19 protein-coding genes are annotated in these 23,519 nt (G+C 70.3%); 10 read left to right on the top strand and 9 right to left on the bottom strand.

From position 1 onward, the window contains the following. The first annotated feature begins 47 nt into the window (after nucleotides 1–47). The 5 genes from GHC57_RS12135 (at nucleotide 48) to GHC57_RS12115 (ending at nucleotide 7,837) form a co-directional block, all read left to right on the top strand. Complete coding sequence (locus tag GHC57_RS12135; protein ID WP_153344577.1) at nucleotides 48–3,014, top strand: bifunctional [glutamine synthetase] adenylyltransferase/[glutamine synthetase]-adenylyl-L-tyrosine phosphorylase; 2,967 nt, start codon at nucleotides 48–50, stop codon at nucleotides 3,012–3,014. A gap of 171 nt (nucleotides 3,015–3,185) precedes the next feature. Next, nucleotides 3,186–5,345 (top strand): molybdopterin oxidoreductase family protein, encoded by a 2,160-nt coding sequence (locus GHC57_RS12130; protein WP_153344575.1) that lies wholly within the window; start codon nucleotides 3,186–3,188, stop codon nucleotides 5,343–5,345. A 68-nt stretch (nucleotides 5,346–5,413) separates the two neighbouring features. Continuing rightward, entirely contained in the window at nucleotides 5,414–6,319 is a 906-nt protein-coding gene (locus GHC57_RS12125) for a division plane positioning ATPase MipZ (protein ID WP_281354721.1), read from the top strand. Between the two features lie 94 nt (nucleotides 6,320–6,413). Beyond that, nucleotides 6,414–6,839: a SufE family protein gene (locus GHC57_RS12120; RefSeq protein ID WP_153344573.1), complete on the top strand. Its 426-nt coding sequence runs from the start codon at nucleotides 6,414–6,416 to the stop codon at nucleotides 6,837–6,839. Between the two features lie 317 nt (nucleotides 6,840–7,156). Further along, on the top strand, nucleotides 7,157–7,837 hold the full coding sequence (locus GHC57_RS12115) for a response regulator (protein ID WP_246152287.1): 681 nt from the start codon (nucleotides 7,157–7,159) through the stop codon (nucleotides 7,835–7,837). 41 nt (nucleotides 7,838–7,878) lie between these two features. Here the strand turns inward: GHC57_RS12115 and aroA are convergent, their stop codons facing one another. The 9 genes from aroA to GHC57_RS12070 form a co-directional block, all read right to left on the bottom strand. After that, entirely contained in the window at nucleotides 7,879–9,273 is a 1,395-nt protein-coding gene (gene aroA / locus GHC57_RS12110; protein ID WP_153344570.1) for a 3-phosphoshikimate 1-carboxyvinyltransferase, read from the bottom strand. A 323-nt stretch (nucleotides 9,274–9,596) separates the two neighbouring features. Beyond that, nucleotides 9,597–10,466, bottom strand: coding sequence for a carbohydrate ABC transporter permease (locus GHC57_RS12105; RefSeq protein WP_153344568.1), 870 nt, complete (start codon nucleotides 10,464–10,466; stop codon nucleotides 9,597–9,599). Between the two features lie 3 nt (nucleotides 10,467–10,469). Next, a complete protein-coding gene (locus GHC57_RS12100; RefSeq protein ID WP_153344566.1) occupies nucleotides 10,470–11,384 on the bottom strand; it encodes a carbohydrate ABC transporter permease in 915 nt (304 codons plus the stop codon). Between the two features lie 107 nt (nucleotides 11,385–11,491). Beyond that, nucleotides 11,492–12,826 carry an ABC transporter substrate-binding protein gene (locus GHC57_RS12095; RefSeq protein WP_153344564.1) on the bottom strand — a complete coding sequence of 445 codons (1,335 nt, stop codon included), beginning with the start codon at nucleotides 12,824–12,826 and terminating at the stop codon, nucleotides 11,492–11,494. A gap of 64 nt (nucleotides 12,827–12,890) precedes the next feature. Continuing rightward, entirely contained in the window at nucleotides 12,891–13,982 is a 1,092-nt protein-coding gene (locus tag GHC57_RS20275; protein WP_153344562.1) for an ABC transporter ATP-binding protein, read from the bottom strand. A gap of 260 nt (nucleotides 13,983–14,242) precedes the next feature. Continuing rightward, nucleotides 14,243–15,172: an NAD(P)-dependent oxidoreductase gene (locus GHC57_RS12085; protein WP_153344560.1), complete on the bottom strand. Its 930-nt coding sequence runs from the start codon at nucleotides 15,170–15,172 to the stop codon at nucleotides 14,243–14,245. A 49-nt stretch (nucleotides 15,173–15,221) separates the two neighbouring features. Next, nucleotides 15,222–15,995, bottom strand: a complete 774-nt coding sequence (locus GHC57_RS12080) for a hydroxypyruvate isomerase family protein (RefSeq protein ID WP_153344558.1) — start codon at nucleotides 15,993–15,995, stop codon at nucleotides 15,222–15,224. A gap of 64 nt (nucleotides 15,996–16,059) precedes the next feature. Further along, nucleotides 16,060–17,181, bottom strand: a complete 1,122-nt coding sequence (locus GHC57_RS12075; RefSeq protein ID WP_153344556.1) for a lactonase family protein — start codon at nucleotides 17,179–17,181, stop codon at nucleotides 16,060–16,062. Between the two features lie 272 nt (nucleotides 17,182–17,453). Beyond that, nucleotides 17,454–20,228, bottom strand: a complete 2,775-nt coding sequence (locus GHC57_RS12070; protein ID WP_153344554.1) for an ATP-dependent DNA helicase — start codon at nucleotides 20,226–20,228, stop codon at nucleotides 17,454–17,456. A gap of 51 nt (nucleotides 20,229–20,279) precedes the next feature. Between GHC57_RS12070 and GHC57_RS12065 the strand changes: the two genes are divergently transcribed. From GHC57_RS12065 to GHC57_RS12045, 5 genes are all read left to right on the top strand, one after another. Further along, entirely contained in the window at nucleotides 20,280–20,798 is a 519-nt protein-coding gene (locus GHC57_RS12065; protein ID WP_153344552.1) for a P-loop nucleotide/nucleoside kinase family protein, read from the top strand. A 59-nt stretch (nucleotides 20,799–20,857) separates the two neighbouring features. After that, nucleotides 20,858–21,535 carry a pyridoxamine 5'-phosphate oxidase family protein gene (locus tag GHC57_RS12060; protein WP_153344550.1) on the top strand — a complete coding sequence of 226 codons (678 nt, stop codon included), beginning with the start codon at nucleotides 20,858–20,860 and terminating at the stop codon, nucleotides 21,533–21,535. A 588-nt stretch (nucleotides 21,536–22,123) separates the two neighbouring features. Then, on the top strand, nucleotides 22,124–22,588 hold the full coding sequence (gene ptsN / locus GHC57_RS12055) for a PTS IIA-like nitrogen regulatory protein PtsN (RefSeq protein WP_153344548.1): 465 nt from the start codon (nucleotides 22,124–22,126) through the stop codon (nucleotides 22,586–22,588). 88 nt (nucleotides 22,589–22,676) lie between these two features. Then, the gene (locus GHC57_RS12050) at nucleotides 22,677–22,979 is read left to right on the top strand and encodes a hypothetical protein (RefSeq protein WP_153344546.1); all 303 of its coding nucleotides are present in this window, start codon (nucleotides 22,677–22,679) and stop codon (nucleotides 22,977–22,979) included. A gap of 4 nt (nucleotides 22,980–22,983) precedes the next feature. Beyond that, complete coding sequence (locus tag GHC57_RS12045; protein WP_153344544.1) at nucleotides 22,984–23,286, top strand: hypothetical protein; 303 nt, start codon at nucleotides 22,984–22,986, stop codon at nucleotides 23,284–23,286. Nucleotides 23,287–23,519: the final 233 nt, after the last annotated feature.

Genomic DNA, 23,519 nt, shown 5'->3' with positions numbered 1-23,519 from the left:
CCCACACGCGGCTTGGACCAGTGTGCACCGGGAATTGAGGTGATGCTATGACGCCGTGCCTGATCGCCGCCGCGCCGCATGCGCCGCCCCTGCCGGCGGACGCGGCGCGGGCGGACCGGGGGCGCGACCGCTGGCTGGACGAGGCCGGCCGCACGGACGATGCGGCGCTGGCCGCGTTCATCCGCGAGGCCGCCGAACCGGACCACCCGGTGCGCCCCCTGCTGGACGCCCTGTTCGGCAACAGTCCGTTCCTGACCCAGTGTGTGGTGCGCGAGCCGGCGTGGCTGCGCGTGCTGTGCGATGCGGGCGCCGATGGCGCGCTGACCCAGGCGCTCGACGAAGCCCGCGCGGCGGTGGCGGCCACGGAGGACGGGGCGGCCGTCATGAAGGCCCTGCGGGTGGCCAAGCGGCGCGTGGCCCTGACCACGGCGATCGCCGACATTCTCGGGCTGTGGCCCCTGGAGCAGGTCACGGGGGCCCTCAGCACCCTGGCCGACACCACCCTGGACCTGGCCTGTGGCCACCTGCTGCTGCGCCTGCACGCCAAGGGGGACCTGGTGCTGCCGCATCCCGATGACCCGACCCGGGATTGCGGGCTGATCGTGCTGGGCATGGGCAAGCTGGGCGCGGGAGAGTTGAACTACTCGTCCGACATCGACCTGATCGTGCTGTTCGACGAGGACCGCCTGGACTACCGGGGCCGCCTGACCCCGCGCGAAGCCATGGTGCGCCTGACCCGCGACATGGTGCGGCTGATGGAGGAGCGCACCGGCGACGGCTACGTCTTCCGCTGCGATCTGCGGTTGCGGCCGGACCCGGGATCCACGTCGGTGGCCATGTCCACGCTGGCGGCCGAGCTGTACTACGAGAGCTTCGGCCAGAACTGGGAACGCGCCGCGATGATAAAAGCGCGGCCGGTGGCGGGCGACCTGCCCGCCGGGCATCGGGTCCTGGACGAGTTGCGGCCCTTCGTCTGGCGGCGCTCGCTGGACTTCAACGCGATCCAGGACATCCACTCCATCAAGCGTCAGATCCACGCCCGCCGGGGCCACGCCGTGGTCGCGGTGGAAGGGCACAACCTGAAGCTCGGCCGGGGCGGCATCCGCGAGATCGAGTTCTTCGCCCAGACCCAGCAGCTCATCTGGGGCGGGCGCGATCCCACCTTGCGGTCGCGCGAGACCCTGGCCGCGCTGGATGCGCTGACCGACCGGGGGGTGGTCACCCCGGCGGTGCGCGATGATCTGCACGCCGCCTATCGCCATCTGCGGACGGTGGAACACCGCCTGCAAATGATCGACGACGAGCAGACCCAGACCCTGCCGACCGACACGGACAAGCTGCGCGGCCTTGCCGTGTTCATGGGGCACGAGGGGCTGAAACCGTTCGCGCTGGCGCTCAAGGCCACGCTGACCACCGTGCAGGATCATTACGCCGACCTGTTCGAGGATCAGCCCAACCTGTCGGGCGGCGAGGGCAATCTGGTGTTCACCGGCGGCGAGGACGACCCGGAGACCCTGCGCACGCTGTCCGACCGCGGGTTCTCCAACCCCAGCGCCATGGCCCGCACCATCCGGGGCTGGCACACCGGGCGCTATCGGGCGCTGTCCAGCACGGGCACGCGCGAGCGGCTGACCGAGCTGATGCCGACCCTGATCACCGCCCTGGGACGGACCGCCAACCCGGACGCGGCGTTGCTGCGCTTCGACAGTTTTCTGAGCCATCTGCCGACGGGCGCCCAGTTGTTCGCGCTGTTCCTGGCCAACCCGCACCTGCTGGCGCTGGTGGCGGAGATCATGGGCGACGCGCCCCGCCTCGCCGAGCATCTGGCGCGCAACCCGCGCCTGCTGGACGCGGTGCTGGAACCGGGCTTCCTGCGGGAGGCCCCGTCGCGCGAAAGCCTGCTGGCGGCGCTGGATCTCGCGCTCAGGGACGCCCGCGTGTTCGAGGACGTGCTGGATATCTGCCGGCGCTGGACCAACGATCACCGCTTCCAGGTGGGCGTGCAGACCCTGAAGGGCGACCTGGGACCGGGCGTGGCCGGGGGCGCGCTGGCGGACATCGCGGATGTCGCCCTGGGCGTGCTGCTGGAGCGGGTGTGGGGCGCGTTCGCCGGCGCGCACGGGGCCATGCCGGGCGGGGCCGTGGTGGTGGTCGCGCTGGGCAAGCTGGGCGGCCAGGAGATGACGCCCACCTCGGACCTGGACCTCATCATGGTCTATGACGTGCCGGAGGGCGTCGAGCAGTCCGACGGCCGCAAGCCGCTGCCGCCGACCGTGTATTACACCCGGCTGGTGCAGCGCTTCATCAACGCCATCACCGCCAGCACGGCCTTCGGGCGGCTGTACGAGGTGGACATGCGGCTGCGCCCCTCGGGCAACAAGGGGCCGCTGGCCACCAGCCTGGACTCGTTCCGCCGCTACCAGTCCGAGGCCGCCTGGACCTGGGAGCATCAGGCCCTGACCCGGGCGCGCGTGGTGGCCGGACCGCCCGAGGTGGCGGACCGGGTGGCCGGCGTGATCCGGGACACCATCGCCCGGCCGCGCGATCCGGCCCGGCTGGCGCGCGACGTGGCCGAGATGCGCACGCGCATGAACACCGAGCACGGCGACGCCAACCCCTGGAACATCAAGCACCGGCGCGGCGGGCTGGTGGATGTGGAGTTCCTGGCCCAGTTCCTTCAGCTTCGCCACGCCCACGACCACCCCGAGATCGTGGTGCCCAACACGGCGGAGGGGCTGCGCCGGGTGGGCGCGGCCGGGCTGCTGCCGGACGAGGACGCCGCCTTCCTGTCCACCGCCCATCACCGCTGGCTGGCGCTGCAGAGCATGATCCGCCACACCCTGGAGGGGGTGCCCAAGGACGAGACCCTGCCGGAGGGGCTGAAGGCCCGGCTGGTGAGCATCTGGGACGGTGCCGCCGACTTCGAGGACCTGAAGGCCCGCATGGACGAGACGGCGGATCGGGTCGTGGCGCTGTACGACCGCCTGTTGACGGCCCCGGCCGAGGCGGCGTGAGCGGGTGATATCCGGGTGGGCCCGAGTCGCGGATGACCGTTGCACGATCGGGCCTGCCCGCTATACACTCGCCGGGTGCTATCCCTTGGGGTTCAGCGCCAAAAAACCCCAACTCCTGGCACCCTGTCCGGTACGCTCCGGGGGATGCCGCCGAGAGGAAGGCCGACACCGATGCCCGCGGATCGCGCGACCGCCCCCGCATCGGACAGGTCATCGGACGACGCGACTCCGGCGGTCGTCCGGTCCACCTGTCCGCACGACTGCCCCAGCGTCTGCGCGCTGGAGGTGGAGCGTCTGGCCCCCGATCGCATCGGGCGCGTGCGCGGCAGCCGCGCCAATCCCTATACCGAGGGCGTCATCTGCGCCAAGGTCGCCCGTTACGCCGAGCGGGTCCACAACCCGGACCGCCTGACCACGCCGCTGCGGCGCGACGGCCCCAAGGGCTCCGGCCGGTTCCGGCCCATCGGCTGGGACGAGGCGCTGGACCGCGTGGCCGAGGCGTTCATCGCCGCCCGCCGCCGGCACGGTCCACAGACGCTCTGGCCCTACCACTACGCCGGCACCATGGGGCTGGTGCAGCGCGACGGCATCGAGCGCCTGCGCGCCCTGTGCGGGACCTCGCTGCAGGACAGCACCATCTGCATCGCCCTGGCCGATGCCGGCTGGAAGGCCGGGGTCGGCCACAAATGGGGCGTGGACCCGCGCGAAATGGCGGAGTCCGACTTCATCGTGCTGTGGGGCCTGAACGCCGTCCACACCCAGGTCAACGTGATGACCTGGGTCGCCAAGGCCCGCAAGGGACGGGGCGCGAAACTGGTGGTGGTGGACCCCTACCGCAACGCCACGGCGGCCCAGGCCGACATGCACCTGATGCCCCGGCCCGGCACCGACGGCGCGCTGGCCTGCGCGGTGATGCACGTGCTGTTCCGTGACGGGCTCGCCGATCACGCCTGGATGGCCGAGCACACCGACGACCCGGAGGGCCTGCGGGACCACCTGCGCGACCGCTCGCCGACCTGGGCGGCGGCGATCACCGGCATTCCGGCCGAGGAGATCGAGGCCTTCGCCCGCCTCTACGGCGGCACCAGGCGGGCGTTCCTGCGGCTGGGCTACGGCTTCACCCGCCAGCGCAACGGCGCCGCCGCCATGCACGCGGTCAGTTGCCTGCCCGCCGTGACCGGGGCGTGGGCGCATCGGGGCGGCGGGGCGCTGTACAGCATGTCCGGCCTGATGCAGGTGGACATGAGCCTGATTACCGCCGAGGAGCACCGGGACGGCACCCAGCGCTGGCTCGACCAGTCGCGCATCGGCCCCATCCTGACCGGCGACCGGGCGGCGCTTGCGGGCGGCCCGCCGGTGACGGCGATGCTGATCCAGAACACCAACCCGATGGTGGTGGCCCCGGAAAGCGCCAGGGTGGCCCGGGGCTTCGCGCGCGAGGATCTGTTCGTCTGCGTGCACGAACAGATCATGACCGAGACCGCCCGCATGGCCGACGTGGTGTTGCCGGCCACGACGTTCCTGGAGCATGACGACCTCTACAAGGCGGGCGGCCATCCGTTCCTTCAGGTGGGCTTGAAGGCGATCGAGCCCTATGCCGAGGCGCGCTGCAACCACGACGTCCTGCGCGCCCTGATGGCGCGGCTGGATGCGCCGGCCCATGTCGCCAACGAGATGGACAGCCGCGAACTGGTCGAGGAGACCCTGCGCCTGTCCGGCATGCCGCCGGCGGCGGAGATCGCGGGCGCCGGCGGCTACGACTGTTCGGCGGACTTCGATGTGCATCACTTCACCGGCGGGTTCGGCTTCGGCCAGCCGGACGGCCGCTTCCGCTTCCGGGGCGCCTGGCGGGGCGCGCAGGCCGGTGTCATGCCGGCGTGGCCCGATCATCTGGCGGTGATCGAGGCCGTGGACGACGAGCATCCGTTCCGTCTGGTCACCGCGCCGGCCCGCAGTTTCCTGAACACCTCGTTCAACGAGACCCCGACCGGCCGCGCGGTGGAGGGCCGCCCCACCGTGTTCGTGCATCCCGACGACGCCCGCGCGGTGGAACTGGACGACGGCCAGCTCGCCCGCATCGGCAACGGGCGCGGCAGTGTCGCCCTGCACGTGCGCCGCTTCGACGGCCTGCGGCGCGGCACCCTGGTGGTGGAGAGCCTGTGGCCCAATGCGGCGTTCGTCGAGGGGGTCGGCATCAACACGCTCATTGGCAGCGACCCCGGGCCGCCCAACGGCGGGGCGGCGTTCCATGACAGCGCGGTGTGGCTGCGTCCGGCCGAGCCGGCGCGTCCGCCGGTCGCCGCGCGGCTCGACCGGGCGGTGGCGTCGTGAGGCGGTTCGTCCGGGGTATGGTGAAGGGCGCGGTCCCACCCCCTCAGGAGCAGGAGGCGCGGCAGTCCATGACGATGACCATCAATGGGACCATGAATGGGGCCGCGACCGGGACCATGAGCCCCGAGGCCCATCGCCAACAGCCAAGCCCCGCCCGCATCGTGGTGGTCGGCAACGAAAAGGGCGGCTCCGGCAAGTCCACCGTGGCCATGCACCTGCTGATCGGCTTTCTCCGGGCCGGGTTCACGGTCGGCAGCATCGACCTGGATGCCCGGCAGGGCACCCTGACCACCTATGTCCGCAACCGCGACAGCTACGCCCGCCACACCGGGGTCGCGCTGCCGATGCCGATCCACCAGGCCATCCAGTTGACCGGCCACGAGAGCGGCGACATCAACCGTCTGGACGACAACATCGGCGGCCTGCTGGCCGAATGCGATCTGGTGCTGATCGACACGCCCGGCGCCGACAACTACCTGTCGCGGGCCGGGCATACCTACGCCGATATCCTGGTGACGCCGCTCAACGATTCGTTCATCGACCTGGATGTGCTGGCCAAGGTGGACCCGTCCACCATGCGCATCATGCGGCCCAGCCACTACAGCGAGATGGTCTGGGACATCAAGAAACAGCGCGGGGTGCGCGACGGCGGGTCGATCCACTGGGTCGTGCTGCGCAACCGCCTGTCGCAGCTCGACGCGCGCAACAAGCGCGACATGGAGGCGCTATTGCGCGACCTGTCGCGGCGCATCGGCTTCCAGTTGATCGAGGGCCTGTGCGAGCGCGTGATCTATCGCGAGATGTACCTGAAGGGCCTGACCCTGCTGGACCTGCGCGAGAAGGGCACCGACATCACCCTGTCCATGTCGCACATCGCCGCCCGCCAGGAACTGCGCCGCCTTCTGGACGCCCTGGGCGTGCCGCACCAGACCGGGGAGCCGGACGCGCCCCTGCCCAAGGCCGCGACGGCGTGAGATCGCGGGGGCCTCGGGGGTTTTCGCGGCGGCTGATCGGGTCTACATGCTGGAGAAGACTCCATACCGCACCGCACACGGGACCTCAGCCTTCATGACGGACACGTTGACCCTGGATGACCTCTCGGAGACGTTCGAACTGCTCGACGACTGGGAGGAGCGCTACAAGTACATCATCGATCTGGGCCGCAAGCTGGAGCCCCTGCCCGAGGCCGACATGGTCGAGGCCAACAAGGTGCGCGGCTGCATGAGCCAGGTCTGGCTGACCTCCGAGCCCATCCCGTCCGACGGCGCGGCCCGGCTGCACTTCCGCGCGGACTCCGACGCCCATATCGTCAAGGGCCTGATCGCCATCCTGTTGATTCTGTTCAACGACCGCACGCCCACCGAGATCGCCGCCATCGACGCCGAGGCGGAGCTGAACCGGCTGGGCCTCGACCAGCACATCAGTCCCAACCGGCGCAACGGCGTCACCGCCATGATCCAGCGCATCAAGGCCGAGGCCGCCCAGGCCGCCTGATGGGCCGATGACGCCGGGTCCGACGATCGGAGGGGGGTGGCCCGGAGACTGGTTCGAAGGGTGAGTCCGTTCGGTGCGGGGCCATCCTTCCCCGGGTTGACGCTGCAATGCCAAAGGTGGATATATGGTCTGTTGCATGTTAATGTTTGGGGTCGGCGTCGTGACCCGGCCGGGCCCGTCCCTGATCCTTCAGACTGACGCGCAGGGCGCGCCGGCGCGGCGGGACACGCATGGGGTCCCGTCTGGATCGGTCACGCAGCGAAGGGGTCACGGAACGGTGACCGTGCGGAACACGGGTTGAAAAAGGCTTTTAAAGCATGACGCCTGAGGAACCGACCATGAGCCGGGCCGGCACCGTCCGAGTCTTGCTGGCGGATGATCACGCCCTGCTTCGCGATGGTATCCGTCCGTTCCTGACCGATCTCGCCGAACACGTGGACATCATGGAGGCGGTGGATTTCGACAGCGCGCTGGACATGGCGTCGGAGCGCAAGCCGGATCTCCTGCTGCTCGACCTGAAGATGCCCGGCATGGCCGGCGTGGAAACCGTCAGCGCCTTCCGCAAGACCTGCCCCGACGTGCCGGTGGTCATCATCACCGGCCAGGTGGTGCGCGAAGACGTGCTGCGCGCCATGGAACTGGGCGCGTCCGGCTACCTGCCCAAGGCCATGAGCGGGGCCTCGTTCGTCCATGCCCTGCGGCTGATCCTGAGCGGCCAGCCGTATTTCTCCGCCCACCTGCTGGGCTCCGGCGGCGGCGACGGCGAGTCCACGCCCGCCGCGCAACAGCCGGGCGGCCGCTTCGCCGACCTGACCAACCGCGAGGTGCAGGTGCTCTCTTTACTGGTGCGCGGGGAATCCAACAAGGAGATCGGGCTGCATCTCGGCCTGACCGAAATCACCGTCAAGTCGCACATGCGCAGCATCTTCAAGAAGATCGGCGCGGCCAACCGCACCCAGGCGGTCGCCATGGCCATCCAGCAGGGCATCAACGGCTGATCGCCACCGGCGCGGCTTGAACGGCGCCCGGTGCGACGCGCTCACCCCCGCGTCACGCCGATCCCAAGGTCCGCCAGCAGGTCGAAGAACGGCGGGCAGGTCTTGGACACGCAGCCGGGCTCCAGCAGACGCACCCCCTCGGCCGCCACGCCCAGCACCGACAGCGCCATGGCCACGCGGTGATCGTCGTGGGTCTCCATCACACCCGACGAGGGCCGGCCGGGATGCACGGTCAGGCCGTCCGGGCGTTCCTCCACCGACACGCCCAGCGCCGCCAGCGCGGCACAGATGACCGCGATGCGGTCGCTCTCGTGCTTGCGGATGTGGGCCACGCCGTGGATCGAGACCGGCCCGTCGGCGAAGGGCGCGATGGCGGCCAGGGTCAGGGTGGCGTCCGACAGGGGCCGCATGTCCACGTCCAGGCCGCCCCGCAGGCGCCCGTCCGCCGGACCGGCGACCGTCACCGCGCCGGGGGCGCGCACGACGCGACACCCCATGCGCTCCAGCACATCGATGAAGCGCAGGTCCGGCTGCCGGGTCTCCGTCCCCACGTTGGTCACGGTGACGGTGCCCCCGGTGACGGCGGCGAGGGCGAAGAAATACGTGGCCGTGGAGGCATCCGCCTCCAGCGCGATGTCCGCCGGGCGATACCCGCCCGTCTCCACCCGCATGTCCGTCAGGTCGGGATCGGCCTCCACGACGGCGCCGAACTGCTCCATCATGTCCAGGGTCATGGCCACGTAGTCCTTCTGCACCACGTGGTCGTCGATCATCACATGCACGCCGTTGAGCGCCAGCGGCCCCGCCATCAACACGCCGCTGATGAACTGGCTGGACAGCGCCCCGGACATGCGCACCGGCCCGCCCAGCATCGAGACGCCCCGGATGGTCAGGGGCGGGGCGTCCGGCGTCTCCGGGCAGTCGATGTCCGCTCCCATCCGGCGCAGGGCCAGCAGCAACGACGCCATGGGCCGGCCGCGCATCTGGCGGCTGGCGTCCAGGGTGAAGGCGCCCGGCCCGCCCGCCGCCAGCAGTCCCGGCAGGAACCGCGCCGTGGTGCCGGCGGAGCCGATGTAGAGCCGCGCCTCCGGTCGGGGGCGGCGGCGGCCGATGCCGTCGAGGGTCACCGTGGTGCCGTCCACGGTCACGCCCGCGCCCAGGCGGCGCAGGCTTTCGGCGCACCAGTAGCTGTCGTCGGAGCGCAACAGGCCGGTCAGGGTCGAGCGCCCCTCGGCCATGGCGGCGCACAGCAGGGCGCGGTTGGAATAGCTCTTGGAGCCTGGCAGGGCGATCTCGGCGGTGATCGGGCCGGGGTGCGGGGCGACGTCCACATGGGGCACGCCCACCAGCGCGGACCAGGGGGACAGGCCGGAGCCTTCGGCCTCGGCCGTGGCGGCATCCACGCCGTTTCGGGTCGCACTCTCCGCGCTGGTCATCTGTCGGCCCTCCTCCCGCCGGTCATCCGCGCCCGGCATAGCGGGCCGGGGCGCGGGAGGCAAGCGGGCGGGGCGGGCGAGCAGGGCGACGGTCTCAGGGTAACGGGATCGCTCTACCAGGTCTTTGCAGGGGGTCGGAGACCTGCGCTCCCTGCGCTCGAGGTCCTTCAGCCGCTTCGCGGCTTCAGGATGACATCTTATAATTGATTTTTGTCATCCCGAGTGAGCGAAGCGAGACGAGGGATCTCGAGAGGCCTGCTCAGGCGGCGCGGAACAGGCCGTCATGTTAACCTGAACCCGCTGTCCTGGGCGGGCGAGGGGCCTCACCCCTTCACGGCGCCGGCGGTCATGCCGGTGATGATCTGCTTGGACGCGACGAAGGTGAAGATGATCGGCGGGATGGCCAACAGCATGCCGGTGGCCATGATGACGCCCCAGTCGATGTCGTATTCCGTCAGCGAGTTCACGATGGTCACCGGCACTGTCCGGGTGGAGCGGTCCAGCAGGGCGTTGGCGATCAGGAATTCGTTCCAGGCGATGCGGAAGGTGAAGATCGAGGCCGCCGCCAGCCCCGGCTTGATGATCGGCAGCACCACCAGGAAGAACACCTGGAAGGCGTTGGCGCCGTCGATGCGCGCGGCCTCCTCAAGCTGGATCGGCACCTGCACGATGAAGCTTTGCAGGATCCAGATCACGAACGGCAGGTTCATGGCCACGTAGACCAGGATGATGCCGGCGTAGGTGCCGTCCATGTGGTACTGGAAGGTCCAGATTCCGAACACCGGCACCAGCAGCACGGCCGGCGGCACCATGCGCATCATCAGCGTGGTCATGGACAGGGTGCCGCGCCCCATGAAGCGGAAGCGCACCAGCGCATAGGCCGCCATGCAGCCCACGATCAGGGTGATGCCGGTGGAGATCAGCGCGACGATCAGCGAGTTGCCCAGGGCGCGCCCGAAGGTGGGGTCGCAGTACCCCACGTGCTCCGGCGTGTACCACAGCACGTCGCACAGCACGGTTTCGTAGTTGCGCAGGGTGGGCATGAAGAACAGCGCCGAGGCGTCGCTCATGATGTCCACGTTCAACCGCAGCGACGTGGTGAGCATCAGGTAGATCGGCCCGATCGCCATCATCACCAGCGCGAAGACGAGGGCGTAGAAGGCCGGGTTCTGTCGCTCGTGGGTCTGGGACATGGCCTAGGCCTCCTCCGCCTGCTGACGGATCGCCTGCGCGCGGCTTTCGACGACCTTGTTGTAGACGAACATGATGACGGTCAGGGTCAGCAGGATCAGCAGCAGATAGTTCGACATCGCCGCCGCCAGACCCAGTTCGCGGAACTCGGAGGCGGTGCGGCTGATCCGCAGCGACAGGATCTCGGTGGACAGCCCCGGGCCGCCGTTGGTCATGACCAGGATGACCTCCAGCACCTTGAAGGAGTCGATCAGGCGCAGCAGGGCGGTGACCACGAGGACGGGCATCATCAGCGGCAGCTTGATATAGACGATCTGCTGCCAGCCCGACGCGCCGTCGATGCGCGCGGCTTCCAGCGATGTGCGCGGCAGGGACTGCAGCGCCGCCAGCGCCAGGATGAAGATGAAGGGCGTCCACTGCCAGATGTCGGCGATGATGATGGACGTCAGCGCCCAGCCGGAGTCCGACAGCCAGGGGATGGGCTCGAAGCCCCATTCCTTGAGGGTCTGGTTAAAGATGCCGACCGAGGGATGGTACATGTACCGCCACATCAGGCCGACCACGATGGGCGCGATCATCATCGGCAGGATGAACAGCGTGCGCAGCACCGAGATGCCCCGGATGTTGCGGTCCAGCAGCAGGGCGAGACCCACGCCGATCACCATTTCGACGACCACGACGATGGCCGAGAAGGTCAGCGTGACCCCGGCGGACTCCCGGAACGCGGCGTCGTTCAGAAGGGTGACGTAGTTGCGCAGGCCGACGAAGTCCGCCTCGCCGATGCGCTGGCTGGGGTTCCAGTCCAGGAAGCTGGCGTAGACCATGTACCCGATGGGGTACAGCAACCCGACGATCATGATCGCCGCCGCGGGGGCGAGGAACATGTACGGGGTCATGCGCTTGATCTGTGCGGCGGCCATCTCGACCCGTCCCCCCTGATCGCGCGCGCATCGCGCGGGGTTGTCCGAGAGCAAATCCCGGCCGGGGCCGACGGCATCCGCGTTGGATGCCGCCGGCGTGCCGGGTCTTATTGCTCAGTCCAGGTGTAGTAGCCGGCCTCGTCCATGATGACGCGGGTCCGCTCGGCCACACCGTCCAGGGCCTCCTGGATGTCCAGGTCTTCGGTCAGCACCTTCGACAGGGCCGTGCCCAGGTCGGCGTTGATCTTGCCCCACACCGGGATGATCGGCCGCCAGTCCGGATCGGCATGGCGCAGGGCCTCGCCGAAGATGGCCATGTGCGGGAACTTCTCGTTCACCTCGGGGTCAAGGTGGGTCGAGTAGCGCGACGGGTTGCCGCCGGCCAGCGCGATCAGCTTGTCCACGCGCTTGGAGGTCAGCCACTGCATGAGCAGGAAGGCCGCTTCCTTGTTCTCGGCGTTCTTCGGGATGGCGATGCCGAAGCCGCCGGTCTGCGAGCCGCGCCGTTCGCCCATCGGATGCGGCGCCCAGCCCACCAGCCCGGTCACGGTGGACTTGCTGGGGTCGTTGACCTGGCCGGCGAACACGGTCGAGTCCAGGAACATGGCCGTCCGGCCCTGCAGGAAGGCCGCGCCGGCCTCGGCGAAGCCGAAGGTCTGCGCGCCCTCGGGGCCGCAGTCCACGATGGTCTTCAGCGCCTCGGCGGCGGCGACGCCGGCTTCGTTGTTGACGATCGGGGTCCACTGGTCGTCGAAGATGCGCCCGCCCAGCGGGGCCAGGTGGAGCAGGAAGGCGTGGCTGGCGTGGTGGCCGGAGGCCGCGCGCGACGACAGGCCGCCCATGCCGGGCTCAAGCTCGGGGATCTGGCAGGCCAGGTCCAGCAGCTCGTCGTAGGTCTCCGGGACCTCCAGGCCGTGCTTCTCGAAGATGTCCGTGCGGTAGCCCAGGATGGAGGTCTCGGATCCGAACGGGATGCCGTAGACCGAGTCCAGCGGGCCGGGCAGGTAGCCCTTGGTGCCGCCCACCGAGCTGATGTTTTCCACGTAGGCGTCGATCAGGTCGGCCGCGTCATAGTTCGGGTCGGCGAGGCGCGGGTTCATGAAGTACTTGGCGAGGTTCTCAAGCTGGTCGGCGTAGACATAGTCGGCCTTGGAGAACACCACATAGGCGATCAGGTCATAGTCGCCGCCGGATTTGGTCAGCTCCAGGGTCTGCTTCTCGCGCATCTTCATGTACTGAAGCAGGTCCACCTCGACCTCGATGCCGGTCTCCTCGGTGAACAGCGGCAGCACCTCCATCACCGCGTTGTAATGCGGGTGGGCCGGGAAGTTGACGACCAGCGTGGTGCCCTCGTACGGCTCGTAGGGATTGGCCCAGGCCGTTCCCGCCGTCATCGCCAGCGCCGCGACCGAGACCGCGACGCCCTTGGCAAACTTCAGCATCGTTTCCTCCTTCCATGGAAAGCGGGCGGCCGGACCGGCGATCCGCGACCCGCGGGAAAGTGTCCTACAGGCGGAGTTCCGTCTTCTTGTCGAAGATCATGATGGTTTCGGGGTCCACGACGAACCCCATGGTGGTGCCCCGCTGGAACCGGGCGCCGCTGTCCAGCTCCACCAGGATTTCATGGTCGCCGCAGGTGGTGACCAGGATGGTCTGGGTGCCCAGGTACTCGGACACCTTGATGGACAGATCGATGCGCGACCCGGCGGGGGCGTCGTCCGGGGCCAGCGCGAAGCTGGCCGGGCGGATGCCCGCGATCACCTCGGGTCCGGACAGGCCGGCCGTGCGCTCGCGCATCGACGGCGGCAGCGCGAACGAGAAGCCGGGGCCCTGCGCGGTCAGGGTGCCGCCGTCGTCCACCAGGGTGGCGTCCAGGAAGTTCATGGTCGGGCTGCCGATGAAGCCGGCGACGAACTTGTTGGCGGGCGTCTTGAACAGGTCCTCGGCCGAGCCCTGCTGCTGCACCAGACCGTTGGCCATCACCACGATGCGGTCGCCCAGGGTCATCGCCTCCACCTGATCGTGGGTGACGTAGACCATGTTCTTGTCGAGGGTGTTGCGCATCTCGGCCAGTTCGGTGCGCATCTTGCCGCGCAGCTTGGCGTCCAGGTTGGACAGCGGCTCGTCGAACAGGAAGGTGGAGGCATCGCGCACCAGCGCCCGCCCCATGGCCACGCGCTGGCGCTGGCCGCCGGACAGCTCGCCCGGCTTGCGGCCCAGAAGCTGTTCGATGCCCAGCATCTCGGCCACCTTGGCCACCTTGGCGTCGATCTCGGCCTTGGGCACCTTCTGCAGGCGCAGCGCGAAGGACATGTTCTTCGCGATGTTCATGTGCGGATACAGCGCGTAGTCCTGGAACACCATGGCGATGTCCCGGTCCTTGGGCTCCAGGCGGCTGATGGGGCGATCGTCGAACCAGATTTCGCCGCTGGTCACCTCCTCCAGCCCGGCGAGCATGCGCAGGGTGGTGGACTTGCCGCAGCCGGAGGGTCCCACAAGAACGGTGAACTCGCCGTCGTCGAAATCCAGGTCAAACGGAGGGAGCACCATGGTCTGGCCGAATCGCTTTTCGACGGAGTCAAAACGGATTCTTGGCATTGCTGTCCTCCACCCCGCCGTTCTTTGCCTTATCTCCACCCGCCTGTCGCTGGTATCGATAACACAACCGACATCGTAACACGTCCGTCAGATTTGTCCAATAACCCTTTCGGAATTCGCTCTATGAGTCGAAGTCCAGGACCCGATGGGACCAAACGGAAACCGACGCCGCCGTCGGATTTACTTCCTTTGGCGGGGATCTGGTTCTTTTGTGACTCATCCACCTGTTCGGCACTGGCCCGGCACAGGCCCGGCGCCCGTCAGGGCAGGCGGTCGGGCCGGTCCGGCGAGACGCGGTGGGGCGCGTTGGCCTCCTCATAGGCCAGCAGCAGTGCGCAGTGATCCAGCCGGCCCTGGCCGCTGTCCAGAAGCGCCCGGTAGCGGTCCAGCACCGACCCGCTCAGGGGCAGGTCCAGGCCGCCGTCGCGCGCCATTTCCACCGCCATCGCCATGTCCTTGACCGAGTATTCCAGCGGCCCGCCGGGCACGAAATCGCGTTCGACCATCTTTTCGCCGTGGATATCCAGGATGCGACTTTGGCAATAGCCGCCCCGGATGGCCTCGCGCACCTTGCCGGCGTCCACGCCCAGGGCGGTGGCCAGCATCAGGCCCTCGGTCACGGCGCCGATGGTCACATGCACGATGGCCTGGTTGACCAGCTTGCAGACCTGTCCGGCGCCCGCGCCGCCGAGATGAAACACGGTGCCCATGGTCTCCAGGGCCGGGCGGGCGCGCGCCAGGTCGGCCTCCGGGCCGCCGACCATGATCGACAGCGTGCCGGCCTCGGCCCCCGACACGCCGCCGGAGACCGGGGCGTCCAGGTGGTGGGCATAGCCCGCCTCGGTCAGGCGGCGGTGGTTCTCCCGCGCCAGCGCGGGGGCGAGGGAACTCAGGTCGATCAGGACGGCGTCCTTGGGGGCCGCCGGCACCACGCCGTCGGGGCCGAAATAGACCTGCTCGATCACCGCCGCCCCGGCCAGACTGGTCAGGACCAGATCGGCGTCGGCCACGGCCTCGGCCACCGACCCGGCCCAGCGCGCCCCGGCGTCGATCAGGGCCGCCGCCTTCTCCCGCGCGGTGTCGCGCACGGTCACGGGGAAGCCGGCGTCCAGCAGGTGGCGCGCCATGCGGCTGCCCATCAGGCCGATGCCGATGAAGGCGACGCGGGTCTGGGCGGCGGGCGTGGTCATCGGAAGTCCCTCTCAGGTCCGGAGGTCGGTTGGTGGGCGCGGGCGGATCCTAACGCCCATACCCCTTCAGCCAGCCCAGGCCGGCGTCGGTGTCCGCGCCGCGCGGCTTGTACTCGGCGCCCACGTAGCCGTCCCAGCCCATGGCATCGAGCGCCGCCAGCCAGGCCGGATAGTTCACCTCGCCCGCGTCCGGCTCGCCCCGGTCCGGCACCGCCGCGATCTGGACGTGCCCCACGTGGGGCAGGGCGGCGCGCACGCGCTCGGTCAGGTCGCCTTCGGTGATCTGGGTGTGGTAGGCATCGAACATCAGCTTCAGGTTGGGCGCGCCCACGGCCGTGATGGTGTCGAGCGCGTGGGCGACGGAGCGCAGGTGGAACCCCGGCGCATCGCGCTGGTTGATGGGCTCGATCAGGATGGTCCGGCCGTGCGCCCCCGCGCGCTCGCAGGCATAGGCGAGGTTGGCCTTGTAGACCGCCTGCGCGCCCTCGGCGCCGTGGCTGCGGCCGGCCACCGCGTGGATGTTGGGGCAGCCGATGGCGACGGCGTAGGCCAGCGCCTCGTCGATCAGGCCGTGGGCCTCGGCCTCGCGACCCGACAACGACATGACGCCGAAGTCCTCCGGTCCGTTGGCCCCCAGCCGCGTGTTCAGGCCCAGCATGGTGAAGCCGGTCTCGGCCAGGGCGGCGTTGACCGCGTCGGCGTCCTCGTCATAGGGGAAGTGGCATTCGACGGCGTCGAAGCCGGCCCGCTTGGCGGCGCGGATGGCCTCGGGCAGCGGGCGGTCCCGCCACAGGAACCCAAGGTTGGCGGAAAACTTCGGCATGACGGGCCTCCCCTGGTCGGAGCGGGCCGGGACCGGGCGCAACCGTGGGCGCCCGGCCGCGCGGTCACAGAAAGCGGATGTAGTTGGGGGCCGGGATGTCCTGGATCTCGTCGGTCATGGTCAGCCGCCCGGTCTCCACGTCGCGGGCGAACACGCGCACGTGACCGGAATCCTGGTTGGCCACGATGACCGCCTTGCCGTCCGGCGTGATCCCGAAGTGGCGGGGGAACTTGCCGCCCGTGGGCACCAGCCCGGCGCGCTCCAGGAGGCCGTCCGCGCCGACCCGGAAGATGGCCAGCGAGTCGTCCCCCCGGTTGGAGACGTAGAGGAAGCGCGCATCCGGCGACAGCTTGATTTCGGACACGTAGCTGACGCCGTCGCGGTTGTCGATCGTGGACTCGTACTGCACCGGGATCAGGCGCGGCTTGACCGTCGCGGGGTCGCTGGCGTCCAGGCGGGCGACGCAGACGGTGTTGAACAGCTCGTTGGAGACGTAGCAGAGGTCCAGCGTCGGGTGCATCGCCATGTGGCGCGGGCCGGAGCCGGGCTCGAAGTCGATGTGGCATTCCGGGGTGAGTTGCTTGGCGTCCGCATCGTAGCGGTACTGGAACACCGCGTTCTCGCCCAGGTCGGGAATGAAAACCCAGTCGTGCCAGAAGTGCGCGCAGTGGGCATGGGGGCCGACCTGCCGGTTGCCCCAGTGGTCCTCGCGGGTCTGCACCTGCCGCCAGGTGCCCTCGGGCCGATAGAATTGCTTGAAGCTCTGGCGCACCGTGCCGAGCCGGCCGTCTGCATCCACGTCCACCACGTCGATGATGGCGTCCCAGTAGTTGATGACGATCGCCGCGTCCTTGCGCGGGGACAGCGCCAGATAGCAGGTGGACTTGCCGGAGGCGCGGAACGCCTCCTGGAAGGCCAGCGAGCCCGACTCGGTGACCGTGTAGCGCCGGACCTCGCCCGGCTCGCGGATGGTCTCGACGATGGCGTACATCACCCGGCCGTTGCTGTGCGGGATCAGCACCGCCGGGTTCAGGGCCGGAATGGTGTCGGTCAGGCTCAGGCGGCCGTCCGCGCCCAGGGTCATGGCGTAGATGCCCTGCCCGGGCACCGGCGCGTAGGGCTGATGGGCCAGGGCGTCCATGTCGCTGTAGCTGCCCACCAGCAGCGGATAATCCCGATCCAGCATCGCCAATACCCTCCCGCAGACACCCGCGCACGACCCGCGCCAGTCTGCGGATGATATCGCTAACATCGCGAAAAGGCAAGAGCGGGCGGGCGGTGTCGGGGCCGACGCGTTCAGGTTCTCATGTCGGCACATTCGGCGCAGTCAGAGCATGCCTCCCGAGATCCCTCGGCTCGCTCCGCTCGCTCGGGATGACACAAAAAATGAAAGGATGTCATCCTGACGGAGCGAAGCGACGGAAGGATCTCGTGCACGAGCGTGCTGCCGGTGCCCCCTCACGCCAGCCCGCGCACCGCCTCCACCGCCTCGGCGAGGCCCATGCGCTCGATGGCCACGCCCTCGGGGAACGCGCCCGCCAGCCGGGACGGCATCATGGGGTCGAGCAGCACGAACGCGCCGTGGTCGTCGGCGCGGCGCACCAGCCGGCCGAAGGCCTGCTTCAGGCGCAGGCGGGTCACCATGTCGTCATAGGCGCGGCCGCCGAAGTGCGCCCGGCGGGCCTTGTGCAGGATGTCGGGGCGCGGCCAGGGCACCCGGTCGAACACGATCAGCCGCAGCGAGCGGCCCGGCACGTCCACGCCGTCCCTCATCGCATCCGTGCCCAGCAGGCAGGCGTTTTCCTCCGCCCGGAACATGTCCACCAGGGTCGCCGGGTCGATGCCGTCCACGTGCTGGGCGTAGAGCGGCAGGCCGGCGGCATCCATCTCCGGCGCGATCCGCGTATGCACGGCCCGCAACCGGCCGATGGCGGTGAACAGGCCGAGCGCCCCGCCCTCCGCCGCCAGAAAGAGTTCCCGATAGGCGGCGGCGATGCGGTCCGGCTCGTCCTTGCGCACGTCCGTGACCACCAGCACGCGGGTCTGGCTGGGGTAGTCGAAGGGCGACGGCACGGCGGCCCGCATGGCCTCGGGCACATGGACGGCGCCCGTCCGGCGCTCCGCCGCCTGCCAGTCGTCCTCGGCATCGCCGGAGCCATCGCGCAGCGTCGCCGAGGTCACCAGCAGCCCGTGGGCGCGGCTCGCCACGGCCATGGCGAAGGGCTCGGTGGGATCGACCCAGTGGCGGTGCAGGCCCACATCCATGTCGCGGCCATAGGCGCGCTCGATCCCCAGCCAGTCCACGTACTCGGGCGGGGTCTCGCTCTGCAGCGACCGGCACATGGCGCGCCACGCCCGCACCGGCAGCAGGGCGCGGCGCTCCAGGCTGCGGATCAGGCTTTCGATGCGCTGGCGGGTGGTGGGGTCCAGCCTGGCGGCCTCGTCGTCCAGGCGCTGTTCCAGGGCTTTCATCAGTCGCGCCACCGGCTGGTCGAGTCCGTGCAGCGCCAGATCCAGGGCGTTTGCGGCCTCGGCGAGGCCGGGCAGGGGCGGGGCGACCTCGGCTTCCAGGGAGTAGGGGCTGTCCGGATCGCGCGCCCGCGCCAGCACCTGTTCGCGCACCAGGGAAAGGAACCGCTCCGTCGGGCCGCGCCCGCCGCCCTCGCCCAGACGCGCATGCCAGCCGGGACCGGGCAGCACGCGGGCGCCCTGAAGCACCTCCACCAGCGCTTCGGCGGCGCGCGGGGCCTCGCCCACCAGCTCCTCGGCGCGGGTCTTCAGGCCGCGCGCCCGGCTGCGCGAGCCGTCCTCCGCCCCCAGCAGCCAGCGCCGCAGTTCGGCCGTCTCCAGGCCGGACAGGTGGGCGGAAAAGGCCCCATCGGCCGCATCGAACAGGTGGTGGCCCTCGTCGAACACGTAGCGGGTGGGCAGGGTGCCGTCCTCCAGCCCCCCAAGGGCGGCCTGCACCAGCACCAGCGCATGGTTCGCCACCACCAGCTTCGCCCGGCGCGCCCGGCGCACGGCCTTTTCGATGTAGCAGCGGTTGAAGTGCGTGCAGGCGGCGAAGATGCACTCGCCGCGCCGGTCGGCCAGCGCCACCGACCAGCCCCGGCCCAGGATGTCCACCAGCCAGCCGGGGAAGTCGCCGCCGACCAGATCGCCGTCGCGGGTGGCCAGCGCCCAGCGCGCCATCAGGCCCAGGGGCACGGCGGCGGCCTGGTGGGTGGGCAGGCGCGAGACCGCCTCCTCGAAGTTCAGCAGGCACAGATAGTTCTCGCGCCCCTTGCGGATGACCACGCGGCGGGCCTTTTCCGCCGGATCGGCGTAGAGGCGGTCCAGTTCGCCGTCGAGCTGGCGTTGCAGGTTGCGCGTGTAGGTGGCGATCCACACCACGCCGTCGTTCTTTTCCGCCCACACGCTGGCCGGCGCGATGTAGCCCAGGGTCTTGCCCACGCCCGTGCCGGCCTCGGCCAGCACCATGTGCGGGGCGCCCTTGGCCTCGCGGGGCGCGAAGGCGGCGGCGGCGGCGCTGGCGTAGTCCGCCTGCTGCGGGCGGTCCTCGGCGCCCCGGCCCAGCAGGGTGGCGAGGCGGCCGCGCGCCTCGGCGTCGGTCACGGGCAGATGACCGGCGGCGACCTCGGGGGCGTGCTCGCTGATCTCGGTCAGGCGCTCCCACACGCGGAAGGCGCGGGCGATGGTGGACCCGTGCGGCGTGTCGCCGCGCGCCCCCAGCGCGGCCAGCACCGGCCCGCCCCAGGGCCAGCCGCCGCGCGCCATGGCGAAGGCGAGGGTGCGGGCGTCCGCCTGGTCCTGGCGGATGAGCGTCGTCAGTTCGTCCAGCAGCAGCCCGGCCAGCCGGGGCAGGACCAGGGCCTGCTCCACCAGATCGCCGGGGCGCGGCTCACCCAGGGCCTCCGCCAGCCCGGCGATGGTGGGCAGGGCGAAGCGGGCCGGGCGGACGAAGGCGTACAGCGCCAGAATGTCGTGACAGAACAGGCTGTCCCGGCCCAATCGCCTGGCCATGGCCGGTTCGTGGCAGACCAGGGGGCGCAGGTCGGCGGCCTTGCGGCCGATGACGGCGGGGGTGTTCTCCTCCACCTCGCCGTCCGGATGCACCAGCACGGCCGCGCGCGGACTGGCCGCCAGCGCCGGGACGGCGGGGACGGCGACGCGCGGCAGCGGCGCGCCGGGGGCGCCGGGGGCGGACTCTGCGGGGGCGTGGCGTTCGGTCATCGCGCTGGAGTATAGGGATCACGAACCCCCGAGGGAACGGACGGAGCCCCCATGCTGATCGCATTCGCCGGACGGCCCGGCACCGGCAAGAGCACACTGGCCCGCGCGCTGGCGGCGCGGCTGAAGGCGGTGTGGCTGCGGATCGACACCCTGGAACAGGGCATTACGGACTCGGCCCTGGGCGTGGCGTCTGCGGTCGATGCGGGGTACCGGGCCGCGTATGGGACGGCCGCCGACAATCTGGCGCTGGGGCACCTCGTGGTGGCGGACTCGGTCAATCCCATCGCCCTGACCCGCGCGGCGTGGCGGGACGTGGCGGCCCGGGCCGGGGTGCCGCTGCTGGATGTGGAGGTCGTGTGCTCCGACCCCGAGGAACACCGGCGGCGGGTGGAGACGCGGCCGGCGGATATCCCGGGGCAGCGCCTGCCCACCTGGGCGCAGGTGCAGGCGCGCGAGTATGCCCCCTGGGACGGCGAGCGCCTGGTGGTGGACACGGCCGGCCGCGCCGTCGCGGACGGGGTGGCCGACATCCTGCGGCACCTGGAGACCTCGTCACGGCCGCGCCCGTAGGCAGACGCCGGACGAGGGCGCATACTGCGCGCTTCCACATCACCTGGACCCGCATCGCCATGTCCCCTTCCGTCGAGACCACCCCGCCGCCCTCCGACCGCGTCCGCCTGCGCCGCAAGCCCGGCCGGGGTCACCACGACCGCGCCACCATCGACGCCATCCTGGATGCCGCGCCGCTGTGTCATGTGGGCGTGGTGGTGGACGGCCAGCCCTATGTGACGCCCACCTTCCACTGGCGCGAAGGCGATCACCTCTACATCCACGGCGCCAGCAAGAACCGCACCCTGTCCGTCGCCGACGGGACCGAGGTCTGCGTCACCGTCTCGATCCTGGACGGGCTGGTGCTGGCGCGCTCGGCCATGCACCATTCGGCCAACTTCCGCTCGGTCATGATCCTGGGGCGCGCCCACCGGATCGAGGATCCCGACACCAAGCGCGCCCGGCTGAAGGGCTTCATCGAGTCCCTCTACCCCGGCCGCTGGGACGCCCTGCGCCCCATGACCGACACCGAACTGAAGGCCACGGCGGTGCTGTCGCTGGCGCTGGACGAGGCCTCCGCCAAGGTGCGCGACGGCGGTCCGATGGACGACGAGGCCGACCTGTCCTGGCCGGTCTGGTCGGGCGTGATTCCGCTGCGCACGGCGCTCGGCGCGGCGGTCGCGGACGCGCACACACCGGCCGGGACCCCCCCGCCCGCGCTCGGGATGGCCGTCGCGCCCATCCCAGGCAGCGACTGAGTCGCACCCGCATGCGCCGTCGGTCGGCGTAACGTGGAACGGATTGCGGTCGTATCGATTTTCCTTGCATGGACCGGCACGCGGACGCACGCTAAAGCGTTGCCTTGATCTCGGTCCATGGAGGGAGAGCGCACCGACCAGCCCGTGTCAGCCTCGTCCGGACGGACGTCGTCCAGACAGACGTCGTCTCAATAGACAGGGCACCAGATCCAAAGACGGAGGGGCTTCCGGACCTTGCCTGTGCAGGAGTCCAGGGTGGTCCCTGGCGTGCCGCCGGGTCCGTCAAGGGCCCGCGGGGGCTTGACGGGCCGACCGATGCCGGGCACACGTGACGCCGCCCCGACCCGCGCGCGCCGCCGCTCAACAGCCCGGCGTGAGGGCCCGGCCCGGGCCTCCGGACGGGGTGGGTTCGGCCTGCGGGACGGGCCGCCGACGATCCGGCCGGGGCCTGTCAGGCGTCTCCCCGGTGCGGGGCCACTTAAGGGCCACTTAAGGGCCTCTTGGGGGCCTCTGCCAGCGGCCGCCGTGAGCCGTACCGTCCGCCAGCCATGGATGGCATCCGAAAGCGTTGTCTGCGAAGGGCCAGTGATGGACATAGCCGATCTCATTTCCCCCGACGGGGTCATGGTCCCGCTCAAGGTCACCAGCAAGAAACAGGCGTTGCAGGCGCTGTCCCACCGGGCGGCGGACCTGACCGGCCAGAACGAGCGGGTGTTGTTCGATGTGCTGCTGGAGCGGGAGCGACTCGGCACCACCGGCGTGGGCAACGGCATCGCGATCCCGCACGGGCGCCTTCCGGCCCTGTCCGGCATGTACGGTGTGTTCGCCCGTCTGGCGCGGCCGATCAACTTCGATTCCATCGACGAACAGCCGGTGGACCTGATCTTCCTGCTGCTGGCGCCGGAAAGCGCCGGGGCCGACCACCTGAAGGCGCTGGCGCGGGTCTCCCGCCTGCTGCGCGACCGAGGCATGTGCGACAAACTGCGCGGCGCGGAAACGCCCGAGGCGCTGTACGGCCTGCTGACCTCGGGCCGCACCAGTCAGGCGGCCTGAGGCCCGATGCCCCCTTCCAACCTTCCCCCTGCCGGGGGGAGTCGTTCGGTCTCTCCCTCCGCACCCGCCTCGCGTATCCAGGACCCGCATGACCGCTGTTCTCGCCGATCTGTATGAGTCGGGGGCCGTCGCCGATCTGCTGGTGGCGCTGGTGCTGCTGGAGGCGCTGGGCCTCGCCTGGCTGCACCGCCGGCTGGGCCGGCGCGGCCTGCCCTGGGGCATCCTGCTCAACCTGGCCACCGGCGCGGCGCTGGTGATGGCCCTGGGCGCGGCGCTCAAGGGGGCTCCGTGGCCCTGGATCGGGACGTGGCTGGTGGCCGCGCTGGTGGGCCACGCCGGCGACCTGGCGTTGCGCTGGCGCGCCGCCGGCCGGGAGCGGGCAGGGGCCTGAGCCGATGGCGGCGCCACCCCCCGAGTCGTCCCCCAGGTCGTCCCCCAGGTCGTCACCGGGGCCGAACGGGATCGACCCGGTCAATGTCGGCTGCAATGTCGTCTTCGCCCTTCTGCTGCTGATCCCCGCCGTCGGTCTGGTGGTGGCGGCGGTGGTGGCCGTCGCGAGCGTGCCCCTGATGGTCGCCCTGTTCCCGACCGCGCTCACGCTGGGGGGCATCGCCGTCCTGGTGCTCTACATCCGCCACCGGCGGGAGCGGCGACGGCCCCAGCCCCCACGGGCCGACGAGACGGCCCCTCCGACGTAGGGCGCAGCCGACAAGCCGGACGAGGCCGGGGCATCGCCGATCAGGATCATGGGTCGTCCCGCCTCACGAGATCCTTCGCCCCCTTCGGGCACTCAGGATTGTCTGTTTGATTTGTGGCATTGTGGAGATGCCGGGTTGCGGGGCCCCGGGTGGCCACCCGGGGCCCCGCACCGGATCGTGTGATCGTCTCAGGATGGGGTCTTTGCCCGTTGTCATCGTGATCCGCGATCCGG

Source organism: Roseospira navarrensis (assembly GCF_009601025.1).
GTDB classification, from domain to species: domain Bacteria; phylum Pseudomonadota; class Alphaproteobacteria; order Rhodospirillales; family Rhodospirillaceae; genus Rhodospira; species Rhodospira navarrensis.
This window is presented reverse-complemented; position numbering and strand designations above follow the sequence as displayed.

What these genes read in the sequence shown, in the direction of transcription:
- GHC57_RS12120 (WP_153344573.1), top strand. Translation starts at nt 6,414, where the DNA reads ATGACGGACACGTTGACCCTGGATGACCTCTCGGAGACGTTCGAACTG.
- GHC57_RS12130 (WP_153344575.1), top strand. Translation starts at nt 3,186, where the DNA reads ATGCCCGCGGATCGCGCGACCGCCCCCGCATCGGACAGGTCATCGGAC.
- aroA (WP_153344570.1), bottom strand. Translation starts at nt 9,273, where the DNA reads ATGACCAGCGCGGAGAGTGCGACCCGAAACGGCGTGGATGCCGCCACG.
- GHC57_RS12095 (WP_153344564.1), bottom strand. Translation starts at nt 12,826, where the DNA reads ATGCTGAAGTTTGCCAAGGGCGTCGCGGTCTCGGTCGCGGCGCTGGCG.
- GHC57_RS12070 (WP_153344554.1), bottom strand. Translation starts at nt 20,228, where the DNA reads ATGACCGAACGCCACGCCCCCGCAGAGTCCGCCCCCGGCGCCCCCGGC.
- GHC57_RS12080 (WP_153344558.1), bottom strand. Translation starts at nt 15,995, where the DNA reads ATGCCGAAGTTTTCCGCCAACCTTGGGTTCCTGTGGCGGGACCGCCCG.
- GHC57_RS12105 (WP_153344568.1), bottom strand. Translation starts at nt 10,466, where the DNA reads ATGTCCCAGACCCACGAGCGACAGAACCCGGCCTTCTACGCCCTCGTC.
- GHC57_RS12075 (WP_153344556.1), bottom strand. Translation starts at nt 17,181, where the DNA reads ATGCTGGATCGGGATTATCCGCTGCTGGTGGGCAGCTACAGCGACATG.
- GHC57_RS12135 (WP_153344577.1), top strand. Translation starts at nt 48, where the DNA reads ATGACGCCGTGCCTGATCGCCGCCGCGCCGCATGCGCCGCCCCTGCCG.
- GHC57_RS12050 (WP_153344546.1), top strand. Translation starts at nt 22,677, where the DNA reads ATGACCGCTGTTCTCGCCGATCTGTATGAGTCGGGGGCCGTCGCCGAT.
- ptsN (WP_153344548.1), top strand. Translation starts at nt 22,124, where the DNA reads ATGGACATAGCCGATCTCATTTCCCCCGACGGGGTCATGGTCCCGCTC.
- GHC57_RS12100 (WP_153344566.1), bottom strand. Translation starts at nt 11,384, where the DNA reads ATGGCCGCCGCACAGATCAAGCGCATGACCCCGTACATGTTCCTCGCC.
- GHC57_RS12115 (WP_246152287.1), top strand. Translation starts at nt 7,157, where the DNA reads ATGACGCCTGAGGAACCGACCATGAGCCGGGCCGGCACCGTCCGAGTC.
- GHC57_RS20275 (WP_153344562.1), bottom strand. Translation starts at nt 13,982, where the DNA reads ATGCCAAGAATCCGTTTTGACTCCGTCGAAAAGCGATTCGGCCAGACC.
- GHC57_RS12045 (WP_153344544.1), top strand. Translation starts at nt 22,984, where the DNA reads ATGGCGGCGCCACCCCCCGAGTCGTCCCCCAGGTCGTCCCCCAGGTCG.
- GHC57_RS12085 (WP_153344560.1), bottom strand. Translation starts at nt 15,172, where the DNA reads ATGACCACGCCCGCCGCCCAGACCCGCGTCGCCTTCATCGGCATCGGC.
- GHC57_RS12060 (WP_153344550.1), top strand. Translation starts at nt 20,858, where the DNA reads ATGTCCCCTTCCGTCGAGACCACCCCGCCGCCCTCCGACCGCGTCCGC.
- GHC57_RS12125 (WP_281354721.1), top strand. Translation starts at nt 5,414, where the DNA reads ATGACGATGACCATCAATGGGACCATGAATGGGGCCGCGACCGGGACC.
- GHC57_RS12065 (WP_153344552.1), top strand. Translation starts at nt 20,280, where the DNA reads ATGCTGATCGCATTCGCCGGACGGCCCGGCACCGGCAAGAGCACACTG.